The 7,081-nt window shown below is 64.4% G+C and carries 4 protein-coding genes; all 4 read left to right on the top strand.

Going from position 1 to position 7,081, the window contains the following annotated elements; all coding sequences use genetic code 11:
• Positions 1 to 356: 356 nt before the first annotated feature.
• Positions 357 to 1,781: a D-serine/D-alanine/glycine transporter gene (cycA, locus tag ABOA88_RS18320; protein WP_367850947.1), complete on the top strand. Its 1,425-nt coding sequence runs from the start codon at positions 357 to 359 to the stop codon at positions 1,779 to 1,781.
• Between the two features lie 83 nt (positions 1,782 to 1,864).
• Positions 1,865 to 3,397, top strand: coding sequence for a sigma-54-dependent transcriptional regulator (locus ABOA88_RS18315; protein ID WP_070571631.1), 1,533 nt, complete (start codon positions 1,865 to 1,867; stop codon positions 3,395 to 3,397).
• A 260-nt stretch (positions 3,398 to 3,657) separates the two neighbouring features.
• Positions 3,658 to 4,035 (top strand): glycine cleavage system protein GcvH, encoded by a 378-nt coding sequence (gene gcvH / locus ABOA88_RS18310; RefSeq protein WP_070571630.1) that lies wholly within the window; start codon positions 3,658 to 3,660, stop codon positions 4,033 to 4,035.
• 14 nt (positions 4,036 to 4,049) lie between these two features.
• Positions 4,050 to 6,920: an aminomethyl-transferring glycine dehydrogenase gene (gcvP, locus tag ABOA88_RS18305; RefSeq protein ID WP_367850946.1), complete on the top strand. Its 2,871-nt coding sequence runs from the start codon at positions 4,050 to 4,052 to the stop codon at positions 6,918 to 6,920.
• The last annotated feature ends 161 nt before the right edge of the window (positions 6,921 to 7,081 follow it).

Here is a 7,081-nt window from a genome sequence, read left to right as displayed (position 1 = left end):
ATCTACAGGATTCTCCGCGGACCAGGTGGGAGCGGGTTTACCCGCGAAGGGCTGCGCAGCCACCTCCAAGCGGATCGATAGCGTTCCATTGGAGCGATTTCGCTACGCCAGGCGTGAGCGTACGGCTCATGACGCCTGCGCCGCATCGATCGGCGCGCAACGCGCTTTTCCTGGAGCGACTTCATTACATGCCGAATGCGACAGGGCCGCCTGGAATGGGCGTTCCAGAGGCTTTTTTTGCCTGGCACAGACCTTGCTCCAGGGGTTGTGTCCAGCCGGGCAAGGCAGTGGGTACCTGGCTGAGGCGTTTGAACTTGTGACGTTATAAAAATAATTCGACTTACAAGGTGAAAACGATGAACAACTCGCCGCTGGGTGTCAGCCCGCCTGACCAACAAGCGCACGAACTGCAACGCAACCTCTCCAACCGTCATATCCAACTGATCGCCATCGGCGGTGCCATCGGCACGGGCCTGTTCATGGGCTCGGGCAAGACCATCAGCCTGGCCGGGCCGTCGATCATCTTCGTCTACATGATCATCGGCTTCATGCTGTTCTTCGTCATGCGGGCGATGGGCGAGCTGCTGTTATCGAACTTGAAGTACAAGTCGTTCATCGACTTCGCCCACGACCTGCTCGGTCCTTGGGCCGGGTACTTCACCGGCTGGACGTATTGGTTCTGCTGGATCGTGACCGGTATCGCCGACGTCATTGCCATCTCCGCCTATTCCCAGTTCTGGTTCCCGGATATCCCGCAGTGGGCGCCGGCGCTGGGCTGCGTGGGGCTGTTGCTGTCGCTTAACCTGATGACGGTGAAGATGTTCGGCGAGCTGGAGTTCTGGTTTGCCATGATCAAGATCGTGGCGATCTGCGCCTTGGTCTGTACCGGCTTCTACATGGTGGCCACGGCCTACCAGTCTTCCACCGGTAGCGTGGCGTCGCTGGCCAACCTGTGGAATGACGAGGGGATGTTCCCCCATGGTGTGATGGGCTTCTTCGCCGGCTTCCAGATCGCCGTGTTCGCCTTCGTCGGCATCGAGTTGGTCGGCACCACCGCAGCGGAAACCAAGAACCCCGAGCGCAACCTGCCGCGGGCGATCAACTCGATCCCGCTGCGGATCATCGTCTTCTATGTGCTGGCCTTGATCGCCATCATGGCCGTGACCCCCTGGCGTGATGTGGTGCCGAGCAAGAGCCCGTTCGTCGAGCTGTTCGTCCTGGCCGGCCTGCCGGCGGCGGCGGGGATCATCAACTTCGTGGTGCTGACCTCGGCGGCTTCCTCGGCCAACAGCGGCGTGTTCTCCACCAGTCGCATGCTCTACGGCCTGGCGGTGGACGGTGATGCGCCTGGCAAGTTCAGCGCACTGTCCAAGCGGGCGGTGCCATCCAATGGCTTGATCTTCTCCTGCACCTGCCTGCTGGGCGGGGCGCTGCTGATTTACCTGGTACCGAACATGCTCGAAGCGTTCACCTTGATCACCACGGTGTCGGCGATCCTGTTCATGTGCGTGTGGTCGGTGATCCTGCTGTCCTACCTGGCCTACCGCAAGAAGCGTGACGACCTGCACCGCGCCTCGATCTACAAGATGCCCGGCGGCACCCGCATGGCCTGGGCGTGCCTGGTGTTCTTCGCCTTCATCACTGCCTTGCTGGCTCTGGAGGATGACACCCGTCAGGCGCTGTACTTCGTGCCGGTGTGGTTCGTGGTGATGGGCGTGTCCTATCGCTCGATCCGCCGCAAGAAGGCCGAGGCTGTGCAGCTTTCCTACGAAGTGGACTGAGCCTCGGCGTCACTTCGGTCATCCCAAGGGGGCGGCATTGGCGTGCGGTCCCCTTGTTGTCTTTTCAAGAAAAGGGACCCGCGATGCGCATTCACGTGACCTTCATCGACCGCGTCGGCATCACCCAGGAGATCCTCGCCCTGCTGGGCTCACGCAACCTCAATCTGGACGCGGTGGAAATGATCCCGCCCAACGTCTACATCGACGCACCGGCGCTGTCCCAGGCCGTGCTGGATGAACTGCACGATGCCTTGCTGCGGGTGATGGGCGTTCAGGCGGTGGAGCTGGTGGACTTTCTGCCCGGCCAGCGCCGACGCCTGCAACTGGAGGCATTGCTGGCCGCCATGAGCGATCCGGTGCTCGCGGTGGACCCCAATGGCCATGTGCTGCTGGCCACGCCCACGTTGGTGAGGCTGCTGGGGCGCGAGCCTGCCGGGGAGCCGTTGTCGAACCTGTTCACCGAGCCGCGCCTGGCGCAGAACCTGATCGACAAGGGCTTTCGCCTGCCCATGTGCGAGGTGAGCTTTCAGGGCCAGGCGTTGTTGCTGGAGGCCACGCCCATCAGCGGTGGTGCCGATGCGTTGGTCGGTGGTTTGCTCACGCTGTATCCGCCCAGCCGTATCGGCGAACGGCTGGCCTCGTTGCTGCACGACCCCGGCGAGGGGCTGGACGCCCTGTTGGGCGAGTCGCCGGCGCTCAAGTACCTCAAGACCCGCTTGCACAAGGTAGCCAGCCTGGATGCGCCGATTCTGATCCAGGGCGAGACCGGTACCGGCAAGGAGCTGGTGGCGCGCGCCTGCCATGCCCTGAGCAACCGCCGTGAGGCGTCCTTCCTGGCCTTGAACTGCGCAGCGTTGCCTGAGAGCCTGGCCGAAAGCGAGCTGTTCGGATACTCCGCAGGCGCCTTCACCGGCGCCCAGCGTGGCGGCAAGCCAGGCCTGCTGGAGCTGGCCGATGGCGGTACCGTGTTTCTCGATGAAGTGGGCGAGATGTCGCCCTATCTGCAGGCCAAGCTGCTGCGCTTTCTCAATGACGGCAGCTTCCGTCGCGTCGGGGGTGGGGGCGAGGTGCGGGTGAATGTCCGTGTGCTGTGCGCCACCCACCGCAACCTGGAAAGCATGGTGGTCGAAGGCGGTTTTCGCGAAGACCTCTATTACCGGCTCAACGTGCTCAACCTGGTGGTGCCGCCACTGCGTGAGCGTGGCACCGACATCCTGCTGCTGGCCGAGCACTTTTTGCACCAGGCCTGTGCCCAGATCCAGCGTTCCCCGTGCCGGCTGGCGTTGACCACCCATCCGCTGCTGTTGGGCAATCGTTGGTCCGGCAACATCCGCCAGTTGCAGAATGTGATCTTCCGCGCTGCGGCGATCAGTGAAGGGGAGGTGATCGACTGCGATGATCTGGAGCTGGCCGGGACAGCGCTGAGCAGCCAGCAAAGCGATGTGATGGAGGTCACCAGCCTGGAAGCTGCGGTGCAAGGCTTCGAGAAATCGCTGCTGGAGAAGTTCTACGCCGTCTATCCCTCCACCCGCCAGCTGGCGGCGCGTTTGCAGACCTCGCACACGGCGGTGGGGCAGCGTCTGCGCAAGTACGGGATTTCCAATCGCGTGTCGTGAAACGGCCGGTTCGATTTCGCTCCATTGGAGCGTATTTGCTCCGCACATCCGTACGCCGTGCTTTACAAGGGATGAGCTCAGCCGCGCTACTGCAGGCCTTGGTGCCTGGAGCGATTACGCTCCAGGGGAGATGCCGCAGAAAACGCATAAAGTAAATGTAACTAGTTGAAATTAAAGGTTTATTTAGAGTTGGCATCCCCCTTGCTGTTGTAGAGGTAGGTCCTGCCCCCAGGGCCCATCCAACAATAAGAGGAAGATCCATGAGCACGTTGCGTTTTACCCCTGAGCACGAATGGTTGCGCCTGGAAGCGACCGGTGAGCTGACCGTTGGCATCACCGCCTACGCCCAACAGGCCCTGGGCGATGTGGTGTTCGTGCAGTTGCCGGAGCCGGGCGAGTACGGCGAGGGGAATGAAGTCGCGGTGCTGGAGTCGGTCAAGGCCGCCAGCAACATCACCATGCCGCTCAACGGCCAGGTGGTGGCGGTCAACCAGGCATTGGCCGCCGACCCTGAGCTGGTCAACGCCTCGCCCATGGAAGACGGCTGGTTCTTCCGCATCCAGGCGGACAACCTGGCGGACCTCGACACCTTGATGGACCAGGACGGCTACGACCGCTTCCTGGCCGACAACGGCTGAGCCTGGAGGGCGCCATGAGTACAGCACCGATTGCCCTGGGCACGGACAACAGCTTCATTGCCCGTCACATCGGCCCGAGCGAGGCCGACATCGAGGCCATGCTGGCGCTGACCGGCCATGGCTCGCTCGAGGCCCTGATCGACAGCGTCATCCCCAACAGCATCAGGGGCACCAGTGTGCTCGAGCTGACCCCGGGGCAGGGTGAAAGCGAAGCCTTGGCCGCGATCAAGGCCATCGCCGCGAAGAACCAGCTGTTTCGCAACCACATCGGCCAGGGCTACTACCCGTGCCATACCCCGGCGCCCATCCTGCGCAACCTGCTGGAGAATCCAGCCTGGTACACCGCCTACACCCCATACCAGCCGGAAATCTCCCAGGGCCGTCTGGAAGCGCTGCTGAACTTCCAGACCCTGATCGTCGATCTGACCGGCATGGAGATCGCCAACGCGTCCCTGCTCGATGAGGCCACCGCCGCTGCCGAGGCCATGACCTTCTGCAAGCGCCTGGCCAAGAACAAGGCCCCGGCGTTCTTCGTTTCCAACGCCTGCCACCGGCAGACCCTCGACGTGGTGCGCACCCGCGCCGAGCCGTTGGGCATCGAAGTGGTGGTGGGGGATGAAACACACCTGCAAGGGCAAAACCTGGAGGGCTACTTCGGCCTGCTCTTGCAATACCCGGCCAGCACGGGAGCCATCGGCGATCACCGTGCCCTGGTGGCGCGCGCCCATGCGGCAGGCGCCCTGGTGGCGGTGGCGACCGACCTGCTGGCCCTGACCTTGCTCACGCCACCGGGCGAGTTTGGCGCCGACGTGGTGTTCGGCAGTGCCCAACGCTTCGGCGTGCCCCTGGGCTTCGGTGGGCCGCACGCGGCGTTCTTCGCCACCCGCGATGCCTTCAAGCGCGACATGCCGGGCCGCCTGGTGGGGTTGTCCATCGACCGCTTCGGCAAGCCGGCCCTGCGCCTGGCCATGCAGACCCGCGAGCAACACATCCGCCGCGAGAAGGCCACCAGCAACATCTGCACCGCGCAGGTCCTGTTGGCCAACATCGCCAGCATGTATGCGGTCTACCACGGCCCGGAAGGCCTGACGCAGATCGCCCGCCGCGTGCACCGCCTGACCTCGATCCTGGCGCAGGGCCTGCGCCAGCTCGGGCATTCGGTGGAGCAGTCGCACTTCTTCGACACCGTCAGCGTGGTGACCGCGCGCCCCGTGGGCGAGGTCTTGGCGGCCGCCAATGCCCAGCGCCTGAATTTGCGTCCGATCGATTCGGCGCGTGTGGGGCTGTCGCTGGATGAAACCTGCGAGCAACAGAGCGTCGAGGCCCTGTGGCAGGTGTTCGCGGCGCCGGGCCAGGCCCTGCCGGACTTCGCCGCGCTGGCTGCCAGCGGTGTGGATTGCCTGCCGACGCCATTGCTGCGCCAGAGTGCGTTCCTGCAGCACGAGGTGTTCAACCGTTACCACTGCGAAACCGAGCTGATGCGTTACCTGCGTCGCCTGGCCGACAAGGACCTGGCCCTGGACCGCAGCATGATCGCGCTGGGCTCGTGCACCATGAAGCTCAACGCCGCCAGCGAGATGATGCCGATCACCTGGCCGGAGTTCGGCGCCCTGCATCCGTTCGCCCCGGCCGAACAGGCCCAGGGCTACCGGCAACTGACCGACGAACTGGAAGCGATGCTCTGCGCGGCGACCGGTTATGACGCCATGTCGTTGCAGCCCAACGCTGGCTCCCAGGGCGAGTACGCAGGCCTGTTGGCGATCCGCGCCTACCATGCCAGCCGTGGCGAATCCGGGCGCGACGTGTGCCTGATCCCGTCCTCGGCCCATGGCACCAACCCGGCCACGGCGCAGATGGCGGGCATGCGCGTGGTGGTGGTCAACTGCGATGCGCGAGGTAACGTCGATGTGGCCGACTTGCAGAGCAAGGCCGAACAGCACAAGGAGCACCTGGCCGCGCTGATGATCACCTACCCCTCGACCCATGGCGTGTTCGAGGACGGCATCACCCGCATCTGCGACATCATCCATGAGCACGGCGGCCAGGTGTACCTGGACGGCGCCAACATGAACGCCATGGTCGGGCTGTGCGCGCCGGGCAAGTTCGGTGGCGACGTCTCGCACCTTAACCTGCACAAGACCTTCTGCATTCCCCATGGCGGTGGCGGCCCGGGTGTTGGCCCGATCGGCGTCAAGGCGCACCTGGCGCCGTTCTTGCCGGGCCATGGGCACATGGCGCGCAAGGACGGCGCAGTCAGCGCCGCGCCTTATGGCAGTGCCAGCATCCTGCCGATCACCTGGATGTACATCCGCATGATGGGCGGGCAAGGGCTCAAGCGCGCCTCGCAGGTGGCGATCCTCAGCGCCAACTACATCGCCCGGCGCCTGGAGGAGCACTACCCGGTGCTCTACACCGGCGAGAACGGCCTGGTGGCCCACGAATGCATCCTCGACCTGCGCCCGCTCAAGGACAGCAGCGGCATCAGCGTCGAGGACGTGGCCAAGCGCCTGATCGACTTCGGTTTCCATGCCCCGACCATGTCCTTCCCGGTGGCGGGCACCTTGATGGTCGAGCCGACCGAGAGCGAGTCCAAGGACGAGCTGGACCGCTTCTGCGAGGCGATGATCCGTATCCGCGAAGAGATCCATGCGGTCGAGAACGGCACCTTGGACAAGCACGACAACCCGCTCAAGAACGCCCCGCATACGGCGGCGGAGCTGGTCGGCGAGTGGACCCATGGCTATAGCCGGGAACTGGCGGTGTACCCGCAGGATTCGCTGCCCGACAACAAGTACTGGCCGCCGGTGGGCCGCGTGGACAACGTCTACGGCGACCGCAACCTGGCCTGCGCCTGCCCACCGATGTCGCTCTACCAGGACGCGTGATCGCCAGGGCTGCGCTCGCGCCCTGTGGCAGTGGGAGCACCTGCGAATGCGAGGTTGGCCTGTTGGCCGCCTTCGCGGGTAAACCCGCTCCCACAGGGGCTGCGCTGCCAGCAAGTACACAGGAGCTCGGCCACAAGGCCCGATGTTCAAGCGGCAGTGGG

It is taken from the genome of Pseudomonas sp. PKS (assembly GCF_051913525.1).
Taxonomy (GTDB): domain Bacteria; phylum Pseudomonadota; class Gammaproteobacteria; order Pseudomonadales; family Pseudomonadaceae; genus Aquipseudomonas; species Aquipseudomonas guariconensis_D.
The sequence above is the reverse complement of the archived record's forward strand: the minus strand, read 5'-3'. Positions and strand labels throughout refer to the sequence as shown.

Coding starts and splice junctions, on each gene's coding strand:
- cycA (WP_367850947.1), top strand. CDS start 357: ATGAACAACTCGCCGCTGGGTGTCAGCCCGCCTGACCAACAAGCGCAC.
- ABOA88_RS18315 (WP_070571631.1), top strand. CDS start 1,865: ATGCGCATTCACGTGACCTTCATCGACCGCGTCGGCATCACCCAGGAG.
- gcvH (WP_070571630.1), top strand. CDS start 3,658: ATGAGCACGTTGCGTTTTACCCCTGAGCACGAATGGTTGCGCCTGGAA.
- gcvP (WP_367850946.1), top strand. CDS start 4,050: ATGAGTACAGCACCGATTGCCCTGGGCACGGACAACAGCTTCATTGCC.